Origin of the sequence: Actinoplanes sp. NPDC048796, from assembly GCF_040650035.1 — a bacterium.
Classification (GTDB): Bacteria; Actinomycetota; Actinomycetes; order Mycobacteriales; family Micromonosporaceae; genus Actinoplanes.
Genome location: NZ_JBEZGO010000002.1, coordinates 1,027,814 through 1,046,331 on the forward strand (window position 1 = coordinate 1,027,814; position 18,518 = coordinate 1,046,331).

The following is an 18,518-nucleotide window of genomic DNA, read 5'->3' on the forward strand; positions in this document are numbered from 1 at the left end:
CTTCGGTGACGATCAGGCCGAGATGAGCTCACGCGACGGGGCGGGAGCATCGGGAGTCGCCGGCGGCTCGTGGGCGATCTGCGGCAGCCAGCCCAGCCAGCGCGGCAGCCACCAGTTCTTCTCGCCCAGCAGAACCATCACCGCCGGCAGCAGGACCGCCCGGATGATCGTGGCGTCCAGCAGGACCGCCGCCGCCAGGCCGATGCCGAGCTGCTTCGTCGAGGCCAGTGGCAACGTCGCGAACAGCGCGAACACCGCCACCATGACCACCGCCGCACTCGTGATCACGCCGGCCGTACGGCCGATGCCCTCGCGGACCGCCTGCCGGGTCGGCAGGCCGCGGTCGTGGCCCTCGCGGATGCGGCTGAGCACGAACACGTGGTAGTCCATCGACAGTCCGAACAGGATGATGAACAGGAACAGCGGCATCCAGTTGATGATCCCGTCGGCCGCGTGGAAGTCGAGCAGGTCCTCGAAGTGGCCGTACTGGAAGACGAAGACCAGCATGCCGTACGCCGCCGCCACCGACATCAGGTTGAGCACGACCCCGGTGATCGCCACCACGATCGACCGGAACGACACGAGCAGCAGCAGGAAGGCCAGGCCGAGCACGAAGCCGAATACCCACGGCAGGCTCGAGTTCAGCCGCGCGTTGAAGTCCGCCTCACCGGCCGCCTCGCCCGTGACCAGCGCCGACGGTCCGAACACGGCCGGCACCACGTCCTCGCGCAGCAGCGGCAACGCCTCCTTGTCGGCCAGCCCCACCGAGACCACCGAAACCGTTCCGGCCGGGTTGACCTTCACCTCCACCGGCCCGGCGAGCCGGCCGCCGCTGGCCTCGACCGCCTTCTCCAGCTCGGCGATCTTGCCCTGGCTCACGCGCTCCTCGACGACGACCTCGGCCGGCGAGATCGAGCTCGGGAAGGCCTCCTCGACCGCCTTGTACGCCTGCACGATCGCGGCGTCCGGCGGAAGATCCTCAATACCTTCCCCCTTGGTCCGCAGGTCGAGCGCCGGCCAGGCCAGGGCGCCCAGCGCCGCCACCGCGAGCACCGCCGAGATCAGCGGCTTGGCCAGCACCACGCCGAGGAAGGCGTTCCACACCCGGCCGTCGCCGCGCTTGCGGTACAGCCCCGGAATCTTGATCGCGTCGACCTTGTCGCCCAGGGCGGACAGCAGCGCCGGCAGCACGGTCAGCGAACCGAGCACGGCCGTCGCCACGACCAGGATCGTGCCGACCGCGAAGCTGGTGAAGGTCGCGTCGAAGGTCAGGAACATGCCGGCCATCGCCACGATCACGGTCAGGCCGGAGACCCAGATCGACCGCCCCGACGTCTGCGCGGCGATCACCAGCGCCCGGTGCGGATCGGCCCCGTTGCGCCGCTCGTCGCGCTCGCGCCGGATGTAGAACAGGCAGTAGTCGACCCCGACGGCCAGCCCGACCAGCAGCATCACGTGCATCGTGGTGTCTACCGTCGGCGCGAGCCGGCTGGCGAAGGCCAGGAGGCCGATCGCCGCGACCACCGCCATGATCGCGAGCAGCACCGGCAGGAACGCGGCGACCACCGCGCCGAACGCGATGAGCAGAATCCCGAGCGTCACCGGAATCGACAGCAGCGACAGCGTGTGCAGGCCCTTGTCCAGGTCGTCGCCGATGAGCTTGTCGCCGCTCGCGTCACCGCCCTGGGCGACGTAGAGATCCGGGTGCTTGGCCTGCACCGAGGCGACCGTGTCGAGCGACGGCCCGACCCGCTCGGAGGCCGTGGCGGGATCGCCGCTGATGCCGAAGGTGACCAGCGACGAGCGCCCGTCGGCCGACTGGATCGCCGGCCGCACGTCCACCACGTTCGCGGTCTTCTTCAGCGCCGCGCTGACCTGAGCGACGGCCGCCGCCCGGTCGGACGAGGCCCGGTTCTGCACGATGACCATCTCGCCCGCCGGCTGCTCCGGGAAGCCGGCCCCGTCGATGATCTGTTCCGCGCGCTGGGAGTCGCCGTGCCCCTGATCGGCCCCCGTGGCCTCGACCGTCTGGAACTGCCCGGCCAGGACAGTCACACCGATGACAAAAGCGATCCATCCCAGGATCGCGAGCGTCCGGTGCCGGGCGCTCCACAACGCGGCGCGAGCCGCGATCCCCTTCACGTTCCCCCTGTGCTTCATGAGGGAAACGCTATGAAGAACGGGAACGCCACTCGATCCCCTTGACCCCCGAATCGAGGGTGGGGTTAGCCCTACCCCTGGAGGTAGGCCAGCACTGCCATCACGCGGCGGTGCTGTTCGTCGTCCTGGTGGAGGCGGAGCTTGGTGAAGATGTTGCGGACGTGCTTCTCGACCGCGCCGTCGGTGACGACCATCTTGCGGGCGATCGCCGTGTTCGACAGGCCCTCGGCCATCAGGCCCAGCACCTCGCGCTCGCGCGGGGTGAGGGTGCGCAGCGGGTCGTCGCGGCGCCGGCGGACCAGCAGCTGGCTGACCACCTCGGGGTCGAGGACCGTGCCGCCGGTGGCCACCCGGTGCAGGGCGTCGAGGAACTCGGCGACCAGGGACACCCGGTCCTTGAGCAGGTAGCCGACCGCGCCCATGCGGTCGGCCAGCAGGTCGTCGGCGTACGAGACCTCGACGTATTGCGACAGCACCAGGATGGGCGTGCCGGAGACCAGGCCACGCGCCTCGACGGCGGCCCGCAGGCCCTCGTCGGTGTGTGAGGGCGGCATCCGCACGTCCACGATGGACACGTCCGGCTTGTGCTCGGCGATGGCGGACACGAGGGAAGGCCCGTCGCCGACGGCCGCCACCACAGTGTGACCGTTCTCCTCGACGAGCCTCACAAGTCCCTCGCGCAACAGCACCGCGTCGTCGGCAATAACCACCCGCATGCCGCCATGCTGTCAGATGACGCTCAGCTCAAAGGGGCAGGGCCGCCGTGAGCTGCGTTCCACCGGTGGCCGGGCTGGTGACGTCGAGCAGTCCGCCCGCCGCCTGGACCCGGTCGGCCAGGCCGGCCAGGCCGTGTCCCTTGGCCAGGCTGGCGCCGCCGACACCGTCGTCGCTGACCGAGACCAGCAGGCCGGCCTGGTTGCGCTTGACGGTCACCTGGACCTCGCTGGCGTGGCTGTGCTTGGCCACGTTCGTCAGGGCCTCGGCCACCACGAAGTAGGCCGTCGACTCGACCAGCGGGTCGAGCCGCTCGGTGACCGGCGCGTCGAGGTCGACCGGGACGGTGCAGCGGCCGGCGAGCGCGGTGAGCGCCGCCTGCAGGCCGCGGTCGACCAGGATCGGCGGGGCGATCCCGCGGGACAGGGCGCGCAGCTCGTCGAGGGTTTCCCGGGTCTGTGCCAGTGCCTCGGCCACGGTGGCCCGGGCCGCGTCGGGGTCGGTGGCGAACTGCTGCTCGGCCCGGCCGAGGTCCATGGCGAGGCGGACCAGGCGCTGCTGGGGACCGTCGTGGATGTCGCGTTCGAGGCGGCGCAGGGCGGTCGCCTCGGCCGAGACGGCGGCGGCTTTCTGCTGCTGGGCCACGTCGCGGGCGGCGTTGGCCTGGTTGACCTGCTCGCGCAGCTCGTTGACGCCGCAGAGCAGGCCGCGGGCGAACCAGGCCTCCATCAGGGCGGCGCCGCGGACGACCGGGTAGAGCGTGCCGGCGAAGAAGACGCCGATGGCGAAGTAGAAGATCACGCGGGTGCTGGTGGCGTCGCCCATGCCGAGCAGTTCGGGCAGGTCGGTGTTGTCGTCGCCGCGCGGGATGGCCCAGTCCCAGAGCGGGACGGTGAGGCCGCTGATCGCGCCGCACCACCAGGTGAGCACGAAGCTGAAGCCGATGGTGCTGGGGATGAAGCGGAACATCCCGTGCAGCATGTCGAGCCACGACTGGCCGTCGGTGAGCGGCGTGAAGGTGCGGCGGAGCAGGTCGCCGCCGGGGTTCTTCTTGTACGCCGGGTGCGGGATCTTGTAGCCGAAGACGGGGCCGATGCGGGCCCGTTCGATGGTGGCGAAGCCGCGGGAGACCATCAGGCTGCCGACCAGCAGGGGCAGGCCGACCCAGATGACCACGAGGCCGAGTCCGGCGAAGAAGCCGGTCATGCAGACGACCAGCGTCACCAGGCCGAGCGGGAAGCCGAGCAGCACGTACTGCGTGTCGATGCCGATCCGGCGCAGGAGCCGGGCAGCCGGGGCCTGCGTGGGCGCGGGTGAGGCGTACGTCGTCATGTCCTTGACGTTAGGCATCGGCGCCCCCCGTTCCGATCCCGCTGACCGCCGTCTGTTTGGTAGGGCTGGCCCTACCGTCACGTTAGTTGATAGATGCTCACCGGCCCGGACCGGTAGCGGAGCGTCGCCGTGGCGGCCAGTCCGGCCGAGACTCCGCCGGGGGCGCGGTCGTCACCGAAGAGCCACTTCACCCCGTATCGGCGCTTGAGCTCGGCCACGTCGGCCGGCCGGCCGGCGGCGAAGACCCGCTGGTTGAGCTGGTAGGCGGCCTGGTCGGGGGCGGGCTGGTACATGTAGCGCTTGCCGTTGACCCCCTCGGCGGCGACCGCCGAGTCGGTGTAGCCCCAGCTTTCGACGAGGGTGCGGCGGCCGCCCAGCCCGGCGACCCAGAACGCCCGGGCGTCGCACTCGGGGGTGCCGGCGATCGGGCGGCAGTGCACATTGGTGGCGACCAGGTCGTACCGGCCGGCGTGCTGGTCGAGCCAGGCCGCGGCCCGCATCTCCTGCGGTTGGATGACCCGTTCCCGGTCGAGGGCGGGCCGGTCGGAGTGCGACCATCTGACCGCGCTCACGACCCCGCGCGCCTGCTGTTGGGCGCTGCCGACGAGCCCGGCCATGAGCACGGCCGCGATCAGCGCCGGGAAGATCGCTCGCCAGGCCAGGCGGCCGGTCCGCCGCCGCCACAGGTACAGCCCGATCACGGCGACGACCAGGGCGACGGCCGCGGTGAGCAGCAGCGGCTCGGCCAGCGCCCAGGCCCACCCGGCTTCGGTGGCCGGTTTCGGCGCCGGCACCTTGGGCGCGACCGCCGCCCACAGCCCGCCGGCGATGGCGCCGGCCACCACCGGGCGCAGGCTGCGGGCCTGGTCGGCCAGGAGCCAGGCGGTCAGGACCGTGCCGAACGGGATCGCGCACAGGTAGAAGTAGTTCTGGCTGGCCGACGGGTGCCACAGCAGGTACGCCGCGCCCGCGCCGGCGGTGATCATGCCGGCGAACAGCCAGGCCGCCGGTTCGCGGCGGGTGCGCCCGAGCGCGAGTCCGGCCACGCCGAGCATCCGGGGCGCCTGCATGATCACCCACCAGATCAGCAGCCCGGCCAGGAACACCCCGCCGGTCAGGCCGGCGTGCTCCACCCCGTACGGGACCTCGATCGTGTCTTCCCGCCCGAGGGTCTGCCGGTAGGGCGCCACCCAGTAGAGCACCGCCAGCGGCTCGAGCTTGAGCGTGCCCGCGCCGCCGCCCGCGAAGAGCCGGAAGCCGACCACCACCGCGGCCAGCACCAAGGCGAACAGGCCGAGCACGGGCAGCAGCCGGCGCCGCTCGCGCAGCAGCACGATCAGCAGGGCGGCGGCCAGCCCGGCCAGGAACGGCGGCAGGGCGCTGGATTTCGACCCGGCCACGGCCAGGGCGAGCGGGAAGATCGCCACCCATCCCCAGCGCAGCGGGCGGCCCCGCAGCACGTCGACGGCGAACACGATCAGAAGACCGAGCAGGCCCAGGACGTACGTCTGTGAAGGGCTGACGAAGCTGATCGGGATGACGCCGATCGGGGTGACCGGGCTACCGAGCAGCAGCGGGAAGGCCAGGATGGCGGCGACACCGCCACCGGCGCCGGCCCACCAGCGGCCGCTGAGCTCGCGGATCAGCGCGGCGCAGACGAAGATCGCCACCCCGGCCACCGGCACGAACCAGAGCCGCAGGAGCACGACCGCCGGGTCGATTCCGGTGATCATGCTGCCGACGGCGATGTCGGCGTCGGAGAGGTAGTGGTAGTGCAGCGTCTCGCCGGCCACCTGGGGCACCTGGAACGGCATGGCGCGGGTCATCTCGTGCACGAGCGCGAGGTGGTAGAGCAGATCCTGATAGAGCGACCCGCCGGCCGGCGGCAACGGGCTGCGGACCCAATTGGGGTACGCGACGACGACCACCAGGAGCAGCCCGCCCGCGACGATCCACGACCAGAGGGCCGGCAACGGCCGCGGCTCGGCGATCCGCCAGTGCCGTCGCAGGCCCGGCACGGCCAGGAACAGCGCCCCGATCAGCGCCGGCCACCAGGGCAGCAGCCAGAACCAGTCGAGGGCGGCGGCCAGCGCCCACCCGCCGAGCAGAAGCAGCATGCCGGTGGCGGCGCCGAGCCCGAGGTCTTCCGGCCAGTTGCCGCGGCTGCCCCGCACCGCCCGGTGCACCAGCGTGCCCGGAAGCACCACGCCCAGGGCGAAGTACACCGCGTACACCGCGATGTCCCGGCCCGAGACGTCGGTCTGGAGCAGCCCGGCGACCAGCGCCGCGGCCGGGAAGAGCCACGGCAGCACACGGGCGGCGGCGGGGATCAGACGCGAACGCGCCGAGACCGCCGGGGATCCGGCGGTCTCGAGTACAGCTGTCACAGGGTGGAGCGTAGCCAGCCCGGGCACGTACCGAGGCTGCTCGTAGCCCCCGTCACAGGGAAAGCGTCGTCAATCGGGTGAACTCGCGGGGCAGGTCGTAACCGTCCCAGATCGAGCCGAAGGTCAGCGCCTGGCCGAAGGGCACGATCCGGTCGACGCCGCGACCGCCCAGCGCCCGGCCGAACTCGCGCAGTTCGTCGGCGCCGAAGCCGAAGTGGCTGAACGTCTGGTCCTGCCGGTTCATGACCGGCACCAGGTCGAGCAGCGAGCCGACCTCGGCGAACGGGAAGGCGCCGGCGCCGATCCAGTGGCGCGGCGCGTCCGGCACCGTGGTGAGCGACATCGCGGTGACCGAGTTGGCCGGGAACTCCATCGAGGAGATCGCGCCGGTCGCGGCCAGGCCGTAGGCGTTCACCCTCTTCTCCACCGCCATCGCCGCGTCGATCTCCCAGCCGCGCTGGCCGGAGACCTCGATCAGCAGCTCGATGAACTGCTCGCGGACGTCGCCGGTGTCCTCGCCGACCAGGAAGACCGTGCGCGGTGACGAGCAGGCGGCCTGGTCGAACCAGTAGGCGTCGTTGGTGAAGCCGAGGACCGCCTCACGCCGCTTCTTGTCGTCGGCCGCCCGCCAGCCGTCGGCCGAGAGCGCGGCCCACGACGTGCGGTCGGGGAAGGTCAGGTCGCGCGCGGACGGGCGCAGCGGGTGCTTGCGGATCGCCTCGACGGTGTTGTCGCCGCCCCAGATGACCCGGACGTCGGCCCACTTGCTCAGGGCGCCGGTGATGGCGTCGTCCCGGCCGTAGGTGACCATCCGCTGGGTGCGGCCGATGATCGGGTCGGAGTCGGCCAGCACCTCGTTGAGCGCGCCCAGGATCGTGTCGGCCGCGGTGGCCGAGCGCTCCGAGATGCGGACCACGTTGTGGTTGCCGGCCAGCGCGGACAGCGCCCACGAGTAGACGAAGATCGTGTCGACGTTCGCCGGCGGCACGTGGAACACGTTGCCGCGCGGGAAGACCAGCGCGTCCTCGTGCTGCATGTGCTTGACCACGCGGTGCAGCTCGGCCGGGCGCAGGAAGAAGCCGAGCGAGCCGAGCTCGGGGTGGCGGCGGGCGACCGCCGGCACGAGCAGCTTGCGGGCCAGTTTGCCGAGGAAGTCGATGACCCGCGGGTCGCCGACGGTGAGCCGGTCGTCCGACGGCGCGGTGAGGTCGCCCTCGGCCCCGAACCGGTACCTGATCGTGGTCACGCCGCCTCCCGGTAGGTGTCGGAGCAGCCGCGGGCCTCGGCCCGCGGGAGCCGGCCGAGCACCGAGAAGCGCTTGCCGGGCCAGTCGCCGTCGTCGACGCCGTGCACCACGCCGAGGTCCTCGGTGAGGATGATGTGCCCCGGGTACGAGGTGGGCAGCGTGCTGATCACCTCGATCAGGCCGGGCTCGCCGACGGGCTGCTCCTCCCACGTCTGCGGGTTGCGGATCACGATGTCGGCGAAGTCGGGGGCGTAGAGCGAGCCGCCGGACGGGCCCTCGAGGAAGACCGTGCCGATCTGCTCGATCATGCCGTAGTAGTTGTGCACCCTGGTCAGGCCGACGCCGGCCAGCCGGGCGCGGAACTCCTCGGGCGAGACGGCCTGGTCGATCAGCTTCTTCCAGCCGCCCGAGTGGATCAGGATGCCGTTGCTGAGGTCGAGGCCGTTGTCGCGGGCCACCTCGTACAGGTGCAGCCAGACCAGGTAGGTGAAGCCGAAGATGAGGAACGGCTCGTTCCCGTACTTCTCCAGGAACTCCTTCAGCGCCGGCAGGTCGACGTGACCCTCGCCGTCGAGCGCCCAGACGTGGTTGCGGCCGAAGTTCGACATGCCGAGCACGCCGGCGCCGCGGGCGCTGAACGACTTGCGGTCCTTCAGCATGGCCTTGGTGTCGACCAGGATCATCGGCAGCCGCTTGGGGCCGAGCACGCTCTGCACGGTCGCGCCGAGGCGGCGGGTCTGCTCGGCGGCCGACTCCTTGTCGAGGTAGATCTTGCTGACCTCGCCGGTGGTACCGCTGGAGGTCAGCACCTTGTAGATCTCGTCGTCCGGGATGCTTTTGAGCTCGAGGTTCTTGAACAGCCGCACGGGCAGCCAGGGCAGGCCGGCGATCGAGTCGGCCGGGGTGTAGCCGGAAGCGGCGAGGATCCGCTCGTACGGCTCGCATTTTTCCCGGTGGTGCTCGACCAGCGCGGAGAGTTCCTTGAGAAGGACCTCCTCCTTCGCGGCCTGAGGGAGGGTGAAGACACTCACAGCGAAGACTCCAACGCGCGATAGTCGATCTTGCCGTTCGGCAGCAGCGGCAAGGCCTCAACACTACGCACGTTCACGCCGGTGAAGTGTGTCCCGAGCCACTCCGCGATCTTGGTGCGGAGGCTGCGAGCGTCGTCGTCGGAGACACCGACGGCGAAGACCTCGAGCTTGTCGTCGCCGGCCACGGCCGTCACCGGGAAGTTCTTCTCGACGTCGTCCAGGTTGATCCGGACGCCGAAGACCTTGGCCATCCGCTTGATCCGGCCGGTGATGAACAGGAAGCCCTCGTCGTCGAGCCGGCCCAGATCGCCGGTGCGCAGCACGCCGCCCTGCTCGTCGCCCTTGACCAGATCGGCCGCGGTGTCGGCGTAGCCCATCATCACGTTCGGGCCGTGGAAGACGACCTCGTCGTCCTCGATCGTGAAGTGCGAGCCGGGCAGGGCGAGCCCGACCGAGCCCAGCTTCTCGGCCAGCCGGTCCGGCGGCAGCGTCGTCATCCGCGGCGCCGCCTCGGTCTGGCCGTACATCACGTAGAGCCGGCCGCCGACCTTCGCCATCCGCTCGGCGAAGTCGGTGACCAGCTCGGCCCGCAGGCGGCCGCCGGCCTGGGTGAGGTTGCGCAGCGTGGGGTATTTCGCCGGGTCGAAGCGCAGCCGGCGCAGCATCTCGTACTGCGACGGGACGAAGGCCATCGAGGTGACGCCGTGGTCGACGGCGGCCGTCCAGAAGTCGCGCTGCATGATGCCGGTGCGCTCGAGGACGATCGTGGCCCCGCGCAGCAGGTGCGAGTTCAGGACCGACATGCCGTACGAGTAGAAGAGCGGCAGCGTCGTGATGGCCACCGAGTCGGCCGTGATGTCGAGAACCCGGGCGATCTGGTCGGCGTTGGTCTCGACCGCCGACGCCGAGAGCCGGACCAGCTTCGGGTTCCCGGTAGATCCGCTGGTGGTCAGCAGGATCGCCAGGTCGGGGTGCACCTCGGTGGTGCTGAACCGCTCGATCAGGTCGCTGTGGTCGGCGTCCGGGTCGAGCAGCACGACCGGACGGCCGAGCCGCAGCGCCGCCAGGTAACGGGCGATCGACGCGATGGTCGTCTCGATCGGCAGGAACACCACCCCGCCCGGCTCCTCGGCCAGGACGGCGGCCGCCGCCGCGATGGTTTCCTCGGTCAGCGTCTCGCCGGTGGCCGCGTCGACGACGCGGGCACCGGGGTGGAACAGGTTCACAGCTTGAGTCCTCCGTCGACCCCGATCACCTGTCCGGTGACGAAGCGGGCCTGGTCGGAAAGAAGGAAGGCGATCACGTCGGCCACGTCCTCGGCCTCGCCGAGCCGGCCGAGTGCGGTGTCGCCGACCGTCTGCTCGCGGCCCTTCTCGTCGAGGGTGTCGAGCATGTCGGTACGGATGAAGCCGGGCTCCACCGCGTTGACCCGGATGCCCTGCGGCCCGAGCTCCTTGGCGGCGGAACGGGCCAGCGCGGCCACCGCGCCCTTGGAGGCCGAGTAGGCGACCTGCCCGGCGATGCCCCGGCTGGCGGTGATCGACGAGAGCAGCACGACGGCCGGGTTCTTGCCCCGGGCCAGCAGCCGGGCGGCACCCCGGAGGGTGAAGACGGCGCCGGTCGCGTTCACCGCGAAAAGTCGCTCGATGGTGGCGTCGTCGGTCATGCCGAGCATGCCGGCCGCGTGCGTGCCGGCGTTGACGACCAGCGCGTCGAGGCGCTTGAAGTTCTGGAAGGCGAGCTGGACCAGCGCCTTGCTGGTGGCCGGGTCGGCGATGTCGCCGTGCGCGTGCAGCACGGTGACGCCGAACTTGTCGCCCAGCTCGGCGGCGACCGCGGCCACCGCGTCGGCGCCGTGACCGTGCAGGACCAGGTCGTAACCGCGCTCCGCCAGCTTGGTGGCGGTGGCCTTGCCGATGCCGCGGGAGGCGCCTGTGACCAGGGCCGCCCGGTCACTCATTGAAGTTGATCCCGTACTTGCCGAGGATGCTGATCGCTTCCTGGAAGCTCGACATGTTGATGACGTCGTCTGTGTCAATCATCACCGAGAACTCGTCCTCGATGGTCGCCACCAGGGACATGTGCGCGAGCGAATCCCACTTCTCGTTGTCCTGGTACCGCAGGTCGTCCACGGGGGCGTCCGCCGGAAGGTCGAGGGCGGTACGGAACGCCTCACGCAGTCTCTGCAGTTCGCTCACGGGGTAACTCCAAGGGGGTGTGGACAGAGGATTCTAAAACTGACGGTGGCTCATGAAGGCCGGGCCAATGCTAGCTGAACACCGGGTGAACTACGGTGATCGTTTGAGCTTGACCCGCGAATCGGCAGGTCCGATGGTTATGCTTCCGGCTCGTACTGCGTCCTGTCCCACCCCCCGGGAGAAAATCAAGTGTCTGTTCTGAGCGGATCGTCGATCCTGGTCACCGGCGCGACCGGTTCCTTCGGAAAGGCGTTCCTCAACTACGCCCTGACCCACCTTGACCCGCAGCGCATCGTGGTGTTCTCCCGGGACGAGCTGAAGCAGTACGAGCTGCGGCAGATGTTCAACGACGACCCGCGCCTGCGCTTCTTCCTGGGCGACATCCGGGACAAGTCCCGGCTGGAGCGCGCCATGCACGGCGTCGACTACGTCGTGCACGCGGCCGCGCTGAAGCAGGTCGACACCGCCGAGTACAACCCGTCGGAGTTCGTCGAGACGAACATCAACGGCTCGCAGAACGTCATCGACGCCGCGATCGACAAGGGCGTCAAGAAGGTCGTCGCACTCTCCACCGACAAGGCGTCGAGCCCGATCAACCTGTACGGCGCCACCAAGCTGGTCGCCGACAAGCTCTTCATCGCCGGCAACCACTACGCCGCGACCCACCCGACGCGCCTGGCCGTCGTCCGTTACGGAAACGTTATGGGCAGCCGCGGCTCGGTCGTCCCGCTGTTCCGCAAGCTCGCCGCCGACGGCAAGAGCCTGCCGATCACCGACAAGCGGATGACCCGCTTCTGGATCACGCTCCCCCAGGCCGTCAAGTTCGTCGTCGACTCGTTCGACGTGATGCAGGGTGGCGAGCTGTTCGTCCCGCGCATCCCGAGCATGCGGATCCTCGACCTGGTCGAGGCCGTCGCCCCGAACTCGCCGACCCACGAGATGGGTGTCCGGCCGGGCGAGAAGCTGCACGAGGAGATGATCGCCTCCGACGACAGCCGCCGCACGCTGCGCTTCCCCGACCGCTACGTGGTCCAGCCGGTGGTGGCCAGCTGGGGCTACGAGGCTCCCGAGGGCGGCGAAGAGGTGCCGGACGGCTTCAACTACCGCTCCGACAACAACGACCTCTGGCTGTCGGTCGAGGACATGCGCGCCCTGCTCGAGGAGAACTGATGCTGCCCTACGGGCGGCAATCCATCGACGAGTCCGACGCCGAGGCCGTCGTCGCGGCCCTGGGCAGCGACTGGCTGACCACCGGGCCGCGGGTGGCCCAGTTCGAGGCGGACATCGAGGCCGCGGCCGGCGCCCCGGCCGTCACTGTCACCAACGGGACGACCGCGCTGCACACGGCGTACGCGGCGGCCGGAGTCGGCGCGGGCGACGAGGTGGTCACCACCCCGATGACGTTCGTGGCCACGGCCTCGACCGCCATGATGCTCGGCGCCAAGGTCGTGTTCGCCGACATCGAGGACGACACGGCGAACATCGACCCGGCCGCTGTCGAGTCGCTGGTCACGGCGAAGACCAAGGCCGTCGCCGCCGTCGACTACGCCGGTCACCCGGCCGACTACGACGCCCTCCGCAAGATCTCGGAGAGCGTGGGCGCCGTGCTCATCGGCGACGCCGCCCACTCGATCGGCTCGTCGCTGAACGGCCGCCCGGTCGGCTCGCTGGCCGACCTGACCACGTTCTCGTTCTTCCCGACCAAGAACCTCACCACCGCCGAGGGCGGCGCGGTCGCCTCGATCCGGCCCGACCTGCTGGAGCGGGCCCGCACGTTCCACAACGTCGGCATGGTCAAAGATCCGGCCAAGCTGCGTCACCCGGACGAGGGTGGCTGGTTCTACGAGGTGCAGGAATTCGGGCTGAACTACCGGCTGCCCGACATCCTGTGCGCACTCGGCAGCTCGCAGCTCAAGCGCCTGGGCGCGTTCAAGGCCCGCCGGCAGGAGCTCACCGCGCGCTACGACGCGCTGCTGGCCGACGTGCCCGGCCTGCGCCTGCCGATCCAGCGTGAGGGCGTCGACCCGCTGCGTCACCTGTACCCCGTCCGGGTGCTCGACGGCCGTCGCCGCGAGGTGTACGACCGGCTGCGCGAGGCGGGCATCGGTGTGCAGGTCAACTACATCCCGGTCTACTGGCATCCGGCCTTCGAGGAGCTGGGCTACCGCCGGGGGATGTGCCCCGTCGCCGAGGCCTTCTACGCTGAGGAGCTATCGTTGCCGCTCTTCGTCGACCTCAGCGATGCCGACCAGGACCGAGTCGTCGAGGCGTTGCGGACCATCCTCGGGAGCTAGTCGGGTGCACCACGCCAACCACTTCTACGGCCACGCGCACATCCTCGCGGAGTACTGCGGCCTCGATCCGGAGGATCCACCCCGGATCGACGGCTTCGTGCAGCACGGCTGGAACGTGGTGGACGGGCTCGGCTACGGCACGCCCTACGTGCCGGGCCGGCCCATCCTCGTCTACTCGGAACGCACGAGGCGGCGGGCGTGGTCGATGGGGCGCCGCCATGTCACGGTCATCGGCGCCCCCTTCCTCTACCTGCTGACCATGCGGCCCGAGGACCCGGGCGCCCCGCCGCGCGAGGGCACCATCTTCTATCCGTTCCACGGCTGGGAGAACCAGCAGGTCCTCGGCGACCACCAGCGGCAGGTCGAGGAGATCCTGGCGACCGAGGACGGCCCGGTCACCTTCTGCCTCTACTGGAACGAGTTCCAGAACGACAAGGTCCGCCAGTCGTACGAGCAGTACGGCCGCGTGGTGTGCCACGGCTACCGCGGCAAGCAGTGGCTCGACACCGACCGCCACTTCCTCGACAAGCAGCTCGCCGAGCTGCGCCGGCACAAGCGTGTCGCCTCGAACAGACTGAGCAGCGCGATCTTCCACGGCGTCGCGGCCGGCTGCGAACCGGCCGTCTACGGCGACCCGATGCACCTCGACCGGGAAGACCTGCCGATGGCCGAGCGGATCCGGCGCGAGTGGCCCGAGCTGCACGGCAAACACCTCGACATGACCGTCGCCCGGCCGTCGGCGCTGAGCGAGCTCGGCGACGGCTACCTCGCCTCGCCGGCCGAGCTGCGCGTTCTCCTCGGCTGGACGGAGAAGGCTAGGGTGCCCGCGTGATGGAGATGATCGGGGGCGAGATGCCCTCCTTCACCGAGGACCGTCCGCCCGCCGGCGGCGCCCTGTTCGGCTACCTCGCCGATCAGCTGCCCGACGGCGCCGAGGTGCTGGTCGCCGGTCCGCACGACGCCGCGCTGGTCGACGCGCTGGCCGCCCGCGCCACGGTGACCTGCCTGCTGCGCTCCCAGCCCGACGCGATCGAGGTGGAGGCCCGCGGGGTGCGGGTCCTCTGCGGCAGCCTGGCCAAGGTCCTGGACACCGAGCGGTACGACGTCGTGGTCGCCCTCGACGGGCTCGACCGCCTCTGCTCGGTCGAGGGACCCCAGCTCGACTGGGTGGAAAGCCTCCAGGCACTCCAGCGCCTCCTGCGCCCCGGCGGCACGCTGCTGCTGGCCGTCGAGAACGAGCTCGGCGTGCACAAGCTGGTCGACCCGTCCTCGTCCACCGCGTCCCAGGCCGACAGCGCCTGGCGGCCGCTGGGCGAGTTCGACACCAAGCCCGGCAACCCGGGCCGCCTCGCCGGCCGGCTCGCCGCCGAGGGCCTGGCCGTCGACTGGCTGGGCGCGGCGTGGCCCGTGCCGCACGAGCCGACCCTGATCGCCACGCCGAACGCGCTGCACGACGGGCCGGCCGACGCGCTGGCCGCCGTCACCGCGAGCGCCGCCGCCCGGGCGTACGCCGAAAGGTCGGTCCTGAGTGACCCCCGCCGGCTGGCCGCGGCCGCCGTGCGCGGCGGCCTGGGGCCGGAACTCGCCTCGGCCTGGCTCGTCGCGGCCCACCGCGCGCCCCGCCCGGCGGCCGCGCTGAGCCTGCCGCCGGTGCTGATCGGAGACGGCCCGGTGGTCGAGCTGGCCCCCGGTCGTGACGGCGGGTGGACCCGGCGCGTACTCCGTGAAGTTCCTGGTCGGGACCTGTCCGCGCTGAACGGGCCGCTGCCGCGGGGCCGCCTGCTGGAGGAGTTGCTTCTGGCCGCCTGCCTGCGGCACGATCTTCCGATCGTGCGGCGGTTGCTCACCGGCTGGACCGCCGCGCACCCCGGCGCCGCCGCCGACAACGTGGTGGTCCACGAGGACAACTCCACAGAGCTGACTCACCCAGAGCTGACTTACACAGTGCTCGACCCCAGTGTCCCGCCGCAGACCGACGTGATCCGCCGGTTCGCGCAGACGCTGCTCGGCGGTGGCTACGCGCACCCCTGGCCGGCCGCCGTCGACCTGCCGACCCTCACCTCGATCCTGCACGCCGCCGCCGGCCGGCCCGCCGACGCGGAAACCGGCGACGCGGCCGCGGGCGAGGATCCCCCGCTGCCGGACGCGCGCCGGGAGCACGAGGAACAGATCCGGGCGCTGCGCCGGCAACTGGCCGACGCCACCACCCGGGCCCAGTGGTTCGAGCGCGAGCTCGGCCGCCGGGACGCCGAACTTCGCAAGGCCCGTATGCAGATCGCCGCCTTCAGCGGCTCCGTGAGTTTCCGCGTTGCAAAACTCGGATTCGGGGTAGCCCGCAAGGCTCGCAATCGCCTTCGAAAAGGACTTTCATGACAACCCTCGGCATCATCCAGGCCCGGATGGGCTCCTCCCGGTTGCCCGGCAAGGTGCTTCGCAAGCTGGGCCGCCGCAGTGTTCTCGAACGGGTCGTCCGGGCCGCCGCGCAGAGCGGTGTCCTGGACACCATCGTCGTGGCCACCACCACCGAGCCCGACGACGACGCGGTCGCGGCCGAGTGCGCCGCCCTCGGCGTGCCCTGCTACCGGGGGTCGGTCGACGACGTCCTCGAGCGCTTCCTGGGTGTGCTGGACGAGCACGAGAGCGACGTCGTGCTCCGCTTCACCGCGGACTCGCCGCTGCTCGACCCGGAACTGATCGCTCGCGCGTACCGGGTCTTCACGGCCGCCGAGGCCGACTACATGACCACATCGATCGTCAAGACGCTGCCCCGCGGCCTGGACGTCGAGGTGGTCCGCACGCCGGTCCTGCGCGAGATCGACGCGCTGGCCACCGAACACCACCGCACGCACGTGACGTCGTACATCTACACGCACTCCGAGGAGTTCGACGTGATCGGGCTGACCCTGCAGCCCGACCTGTCGCACCTGCGGCTCACGCTGGACACCGAGGACGACTGGAAGCTGATCGAGGCGATCGTCCAGCACTTCGGCGACGAGCCGATCTCGGTGCGCAAGCTGACCGACTGGCTGGCCGGCCGGCCCGACCTCACCGAGCTGAACGCGCACGTCCTCCAGAAGGCGCTGGTACAGGCGTAACCGTGACGATCGTCGGAATCCGCTGCGACGCCGGTGCCCGCACCGGCGTCGGGCATCTGGTCCGTTGCGTGGCCCTGGCCGAGGAGCTGGTGTCACGCGGAGTGTCCGTCCGGTTCCTCAGCGACCTGGGCGGTGTGGAATGGGCCGAGGCCCAGCTCACCCAGCGCGGGCTGCCGTGGCACCCGGCCCCGTTCGACGAGGTCGGCCTGGTCGCGGCGACCGAGCGGCTTCAGCTCGACGCGCTGGTGGTCGACTCGTACACGCTGCCGCCGCAGCACACGGTGGCGGTCCGCAAGACCGGGCTGCCGGTGCTCGCCATCGTCGACGGCGACTTCCGCGGGCAGTCGGCCGACATCTACGTCGACCAGAACCTGGACGCGGTCATCGACGTCGAGGACGCGATCGGCCTGGCCGGGCTCGACTACGCGCTGCTGCGCGGTTCGGTACGGCAGCTGCGGCCGCTCGAGCCCCCGGTGCACACCTCCGGACGTACACCCAAGGTCGTGGCCTTTTTCGGCGGCACCGACGCCTACCGCGCGGCGCCGGCGATCGCCCGGCTGCTGGCGGGCACGGAGGCGCCCCTCGACGCCACGATCATCGGCGCCAACGAGGAGCTGCGGCAGGAGTTGCAGGCGGTGAAACCGGCCCAGGGCCAGCGCTTCGAGATCATCCCGCCCACCGACGACCTGCCGAAACTGCTCGCCGGAGCCGACCTCGCGGTCAGCGCCAGCGGCACGTCGACCTGGGAACTGCTCTGCCTCGGTCTGCCGGCCGCGCTGGTTTGGGTGGTCGACAATCAGATTCTGGGGTACGACCGGACGCTCGCTCGCGGCTTCGCGGCCGGCATCGGGCAGCTCGGCCACTTCGGCCCCGACGCGGTGACCACGCTGCGCACGCTGCTGACCGACCCGGCCCTCCGCACCGAGCTGGCCCGGAAGGCCTGGGCGGCGGTCGACGGCCAGGGCGTCTCCCGGGTGGCCGACGCGCTGCTGGCTAAGGCTGAGTCACCTCGATGACGACCTTGCCGACGGCGTTGCGCTCGACCGCCTCGTGCGCCCCGCCGACCTGCTCGAACGGGTAGCGCAGAATCGGCAGGCCGGCCTGCTCGCCGACCCGGAACGCGCCGGAGTTGACCGCCTCGGCGACCGCGGCCACGGCGTTGTCCTTCTCCTCGACGGTGGTCGTGTAGGTGAGCACGAAGTCGAGGCTGACGTTCTTGAGCATCGCCTTGAAGCTGGGGATGGTCACCTTGCCACCGACGTAGATGGCGATGTTGCCGCCCGGCGCCACGACGTCGAGGTCGATCGGCAGGTTGTCGGTGCTGACCTCGACGATGATGTCGGCGCCGCCCGACGCGAGCTCGGCCACCCGCGCGACGACGGCCTCCTCCCGATAGTTGATCACCGCATCGGCTCCGGCGGCCACGGCGAGGTCGGCTTTCTCCTTGGACGAGACGGTGGTCAGCACCTTCGCCCCGGCCCACTTGGCGAGCTGAATGGCCGCGTTGCCGACGGCGCCGGCCCCACCCGCGACCAGCACGGTCCGCCCGTCCAGGGCTCCCGGCGCCAGCCGCTGCGGCCCGTCGCTGGCCAGTGTGAGGCACCGGTGCGCGGTGAGCGCCGGAATACCCAGCGCCGCACCCACCTCGAACGGCACGTCATCGTTCATCCGCACCACCTGCCGCCGCGGCAGAACCACGTACTCCTGGGCGGTCCCGTTCTCCCGCCCGAACCCGCTGTCCCACACCCACACCCGGTCCCCCGGCTCGAGCCCGGTCACCCCGTCCCCCACGGCGTCGACCACACCGGCCCCATCCTGGTTGGGCACCCGGGGCGGCGACACCCCGTCCGGCACCCCCTTACCGGCCCGCGTCCCGGTGTCGGTCGGATTGACCGCCGACAGCACGATCCGCACCCGCACCTCCCCCGGCCCCGCGGGCGGAAGCTCCCGCTCCTCGATCTTCAGAACGGACGCCGGACCGGACTCGTGGAACACAGCAGCACGCATCCATCCACCCTAGGACTACCCGGTGGCGAGCGCCCCGCGACAACGTGTGACGTG

General features: G+C 70.9%; 16 protein-coding genes. 6 read left to right on the plus strand and 10 right to left on the minus strand.

Annotated features, from left to right (window positions below):
- Positions 1-12 precede the first annotated feature (12 nt).
- The 9 genes from AB0C26_RS13250 to AB0C26_RS13290 form a co-directional block, all read right to left on the minus strand.
- Positions 13-2,160, minus strand: a complete 2,148-nt coding sequence (locus AB0C26_RS13250; protein WP_360246323.1) for an MMPL family transporter — start codon at positions 2,158-2,160, stop codon at positions 13-15.
- 71 nt (positions 2,161-2,231) lie between these two features.
- Positions 2,232-2,876: a response regulator transcription factor gene (locus AB0C26_RS13255; protein ID WP_360246325.1), complete on the minus strand. Its 645-nt coding sequence runs from the start codon at positions 2,874-2,876 to the stop codon at positions 2,232-2,234.
- A 28-nt stretch (positions 2,877-2,904) separates the two neighbouring features.
- Positions 2,905-4,206, minus strand: a complete 1,302-nt coding sequence (locus tag AB0C26_RS13260) for a sensor histidine kinase (protein WP_360246327.1) — start codon at positions 4,204-4,206, stop codon at positions 2,905-2,907.
- Between the two features lie 77 nt (positions 4,207-4,283).
- Positions 4,284-6,593, minus strand: coding sequence for a hypothetical protein (locus AB0C26_RS13265; protein ID WP_360246329.1), 2,310 nt, complete (start codon positions 6,591-6,593; stop codon positions 4,284-4,286).
- Between the two features lie 52 nt (positions 6,594-6,645).
- The gene (locus tag AB0C26_RS13270) at positions 6,646-7,839 is read right to left on the minus strand and encodes an acyl-CoA reductase (protein WP_360246331.1); all 1,194 of its coding nucleotides are present in this window, start codon (positions 7,837-7,839) and stop codon (positions 6,646-6,648) included.
- Positions 7,836-8,870, minus strand: a complete 1,035-nt coding sequence (locus AB0C26_RS13275; protein WP_360246333.1) for an acyl-protein synthetase — start codon at positions 8,868-8,870, stop codon at positions 7,836-7,838. Before AB0C26_RS13275 ends, AB0C26_RS13270 begins: the two co-directional genes overlap by 4 nt.
- Positions 8,867-10,096 carry an AMP-binding protein gene (locus AB0C26_RS13280; RefSeq protein ID WP_360246335.1) on the minus strand — a complete coding sequence of 410 codons (1,230 nt, stop codon included), beginning with the start codon at positions 10,094-10,096 and terminating at the stop codon, positions 8,867-8,869. The genes AB0C26_RS13275 and AB0C26_RS13280 overlap by 4 nt, the downstream gene beginning before the upstream one ends.
- Positions 10,093-10,830 carry an SDR family oxidoreductase gene (locus tag AB0C26_RS13285; RefSeq protein WP_360246337.1) on the minus strand — a complete coding sequence of 246 codons (738 nt, stop codon included), beginning with the start codon at positions 10,828-10,830 and terminating at the stop codon, positions 10,093-10,095. The genes AB0C26_RS13280 and AB0C26_RS13285 overlap by 4 nt, the downstream gene beginning before the upstream one ends.
- On the minus strand, positions 10,823-11,068 hold the full coding sequence (locus AB0C26_RS13290) for an acyl carrier protein (protein WP_097328818.1): 246 nt from the start codon (positions 11,066-11,068) through the stop codon (positions 10,823-10,825). The genes AB0C26_RS13285 and AB0C26_RS13290 overlap by 8 nt, the downstream gene beginning before the upstream one ends.
- 189 nt (positions 11,069-11,257) lie before the next feature.
- On the opposite strand from AB0C26_RS13290, the gene pseB reads away from it, so the two are divergent.
- Genes pseB through AB0C26_RS13320 form a run of 6 tightly spaced genes read left to right on the plus strand, consistent with a single transcriptional unit; the run spans position 11,258 to position 17,473 of the window.
- Entirely contained in the window at positions 11,258-12,238 is a 981-nt protein-coding gene (pseB, locus tag AB0C26_RS13295; protein ID WP_360246339.1) for a UDP-N-acetylglucosamine 4,6-dehydratase (inverting), read from the plus strand.
- On the plus strand, positions 12,238-13,362 hold the full coding sequence (locus AB0C26_RS13300; RefSeq protein WP_360246341.1) for a DegT/DnrJ/EryC1/StrS family aminotransferase: 1,125 nt from the start codon (positions 12,238-12,240) through the stop codon (positions 13,360-13,362). The genes pseB and AB0C26_RS13300 overlap by 1 nt, the downstream gene beginning before the upstream one ends.
- A gap of 4 nt (positions 13,363-13,366) precedes the next feature.
- Positions 13,367-14,194, plus strand: a complete 828-nt coding sequence (locus AB0C26_RS13305; protein WP_360246343.1) for a hypothetical protein — start codon at positions 13,367-13,369, stop codon at positions 14,192-14,194.
- Entirely contained in the window at positions 14,194-15,735 is a 1,542-nt protein-coding gene (locus AB0C26_RS13310; protein WP_360246345.1) for a hypothetical protein, read from the plus strand. The genes AB0C26_RS13305 and AB0C26_RS13310 overlap by 1 nt, the downstream gene beginning before the upstream one ends.
- Entirely contained in the window at positions 15,732-16,457 is a 726-nt protein-coding gene (locus AB0C26_RS13315) for a glycosyltransferase family protein (RefSeq protein WP_360246347.1), read from the plus strand. Before AB0C26_RS13310 ends, AB0C26_RS13315 begins: the two co-directional genes overlap by 4 nt.
- 2 nt (positions 16,458-16,459) lie before the next feature.
- On the plus strand, positions 16,460-17,473 hold the full coding sequence (locus AB0C26_RS13320) for a spore coat protein (RefSeq protein ID WP_360246349.1): 1,014 nt from the start codon (positions 16,460-16,462) through the stop codon (positions 17,471-17,473).
- On the opposite strand, the gene AB0C26_RS13325 is transcribed toward AB0C26_RS13320, so the two are convergent.
- The gene (locus AB0C26_RS13325; protein ID WP_360246351.1) at positions 17,451-18,464 is read right to left on the minus strand and encodes an NADPH:quinone reductase; all 1,014 of its coding nucleotides are present in this window, start codon (positions 18,462-18,464) and stop codon (positions 17,451-17,453) included. The two genes, AB0C26_RS13320 and AB0C26_RS13325, sit on opposite strands and share 23 nt — an antisense overlap.
- Between the last annotated feature and the right edge of the window lie 54 nt (positions 18,465-18,518).

What these genes read in the sequence shown, in the direction of transcription:
- AB0C26_RS13250 (WP_360246323.1), bottom strand. Translation starts at nt 2,160, where the DNA reads ATGAAGCACAGGGGGAACGTGAAGGGGATCGCGGCTCGCGCCGCGTTG.
- AB0C26_RS13325 (WP_360246351.1), bottom strand. Translation starts at nt 18,464, where the DNA reads ATGCGTGCTGCTGTGTTCCACGAGTCCGGTCCGGCGTCCGTTCTGAAG.
- AB0C26_RS13310 (WP_360246345.1), top strand. Translation starts at nt 14,194, where the DNA reads ATGGAGATGATCGGGGGCGAGATGCCCTCCTTCACCGAGGACCGTCCG.
- AB0C26_RS13255 (WP_360246325.1), bottom strand. Translation starts at nt 2,876, where the DNA reads ATGCGGGTGGTTATTGCCGACGACGCGGTGCTGTTGCGCGAGGGACTT.
- AB0C26_RS13315 (WP_360246347.1), top strand. Translation starts at nt 15,732, where the DNA reads ATGACAACCCTCGGCATCATCCAGGCCCGGATGGGCTCCTCCCGGTTG.
- AB0C26_RS13260 (WP_360246327.1), bottom strand. Translation starts at nt 4,206, where the DNA reads ATGACGACGTACGCCTCACCCGCGCCCACGCAGGCCCCGGCTGCCCGG.
- AB0C26_RS13300 (WP_360246341.1), top strand. Translation starts at nt 12,238, where the DNA reads ATGCTGCCCTACGGGCGGCAATCCATCGACGAGTCCGACGCCGAGGCC.
- AB0C26_RS13285 (WP_360246337.1), bottom strand. Translation starts at nt 10,830, where the DNA reads ATGAGTGACCGGGCGGCCCTGGTCACAGGCGCCTCCCGCGGCATCGGC.